Here is a 1,797-nt window from a genome sequence, read left to right on the forward strand (position 1 = left end):
TGAAACCACCGCTCCACAAACTGTATTTGAGGATTTTACAAACAATCATAATAAAACATTAATTCAGTTATTCGTTGTCGGTATGAGTGCACCCGTTCAAGTAACTATTCTAACAAGAAGATCTAACGTACCAATTACTACTACATTACAACCTGTTCAAACAAAAATATTTCAAGTTGAAGATTTTCAAAGTCTTACTCTTACAAAGCAAGAAGGTTCTACTAGTGTAGTTAGTTTATTTGTTCAAAAAACATTCTGTATATGCTGTAACGATAATAACGATTCATGTGATAAATATTACCACGAGTGTAATTGATAGATTAAATCACCAGAAGAACCCTTTATATAAAGGGTTCTTCTCCTTTTACTCCCCACATTTTCCGGTTTTTATTAAACTAACTATTTTGTTAAAAATCTTTCTTCATTCTTTTTAGATCAAGTAACATATCTTACTAGATAAGGATATATTCCACAAAATTTTGAAAGGAGGACTTTTTATTAACACTACTTTAATTTCTCATTTTTATAACGAAGAGTATCTGCTTCCGTGGTGGTTAATGCACCACACAAAATTATTTGATCATGGCATTCTTATTAATCGTGGGTCTACTGATCGTTCGGTTGAATTATGCAAATTATTTGCACCTCATTGGGAAATCCGTGAATCAAAGGTACTAGAGTTTGATGCCATTTTAGTTGATCAAGAAGTAATGAACATAGAAAAAGAAATTACGGGATGGAAAATGGTACTAAATACCACTGAATTTCTTTGCTGTGTTGATAAGGAAGCCTTTTTCTCATCTCTTGCCAATTTAGGGCAAAAGATGTATGCTATTAGAACTATTCTGATGGTGGATGACCCTGCTCACGGTTATACCAATCCCAGATACGGAATTCCCCTTGTCAAACAGCGTTATCATGGGAGAATAATCCCTCCTAATCCACCTGCTCCATACTATGGCGGTAGATTAATCCACCATTATTCGCATGGTAACTATTGGGCAGGGCGACATCGGTCACCTGATCCATTTATCGTTTACATGTATCCTGCTTTCATTTTAAAATTCTTTTACAGTCCCTGGAATACTGCTATGAAAAACCGAAAATTACAAATTGGGCCTACTCTTTCTAAACATAGCATCCAGCGTGACTTAGGTACTCATCATCTGGCAACACTAGATAAATTAGAAAAAAATTATATACACTTTACAACCTCAACTACTGATCTTCGGTTAAACCCGGAATATCAAGTTTTATTTCCAGATTTATGTTTTCCTAACTTACAGTAATGTCCTTAAAAAAACATTCATATATATTTATCAGATGCACTTTGAAATCCTAGAGTATCGAATACTTTTATGAGTCGACTGACCAACAATATTCGATTTATCTTTAAAAATTTATTAAAAATAACTTAGATACAAAAAAGCTACGTTTTATATAGGATAAAAATTTTTTTACGCAAAGGAGCTTGATTATTTGTGAATTTCCAAAATGATAACAACTCTAACATTCACAAACCTTGCACTTGTCCATCCCCCACGGCTAATAGTTTAAATGTTGTTCAAACTACCCCATCAATAGTTTCTGTAAATTCCGCGATTCCACTAGATACCGTGGTAAATTCTAATGGTACAGCAATCTCGTTCACACCACCAACAACTGTTTTACTTGAAGGTGGAAGAACCTATTTGGCAATCTATGAAGTACAAGTTATCATTCAACCAGGAGGTAATTTGGCAGGTATCACTATGTATCTTAATAATAATCCAATCATTGGATCTGGTACTTCTCTGG

At 33.9% G+C, this 1,797-nt stretch carries 3 protein-coding genes; all 3 read left to right on the plus strand.

All coding sequences use genetic code 11. The annotated features are described in order from the left end of the window. On the plus strand, window positions 1–316 hold a 316-nt coding region (locus H6481_RS28095), incomplete at its 5' end, for an exosporium protein D (RefSeq protein ID WP_182813795.1). 241 nt (window positions 317–557) lie between these two features. Next, complete coding sequence (locus H6481_RS28100; RefSeq protein WP_346655889.1) at window positions 558–1,289, plus strand: glycosyltransferase family 2 protein; 732 nt, start codon at window positions 558–560, stop codon at window positions 1,287–1,289. Window positions 1,290–1,481: 192 nt separating this feature from the next. After that, window positions 1,482–1,797, plus strand: a 316-nt coding sequence (locus H6481_RS28105) for a hypothetical protein (RefSeq protein WP_182813797.1), incomplete at its 3' end; no start/stop codon positions are given.

The organism is Bacillus sp. ME78 (assembly GCF_903970865.1).
Classification (GTDB): Bacteria; Bacillota; Bacilli; order Bacillales; family Bacillaceae_G; genus Bacillus_A; species Bacillus_A cereus.

Bases quoted from the DNA above. Each gene is read 5' to 3' on its own strand.
- H6481_RS28100 (WP_346655889.1), top strand. From the start codon at position 558: ATGCACCACACAAAATTATTTGATCATGGCATTCTTATTAATCGTGGG.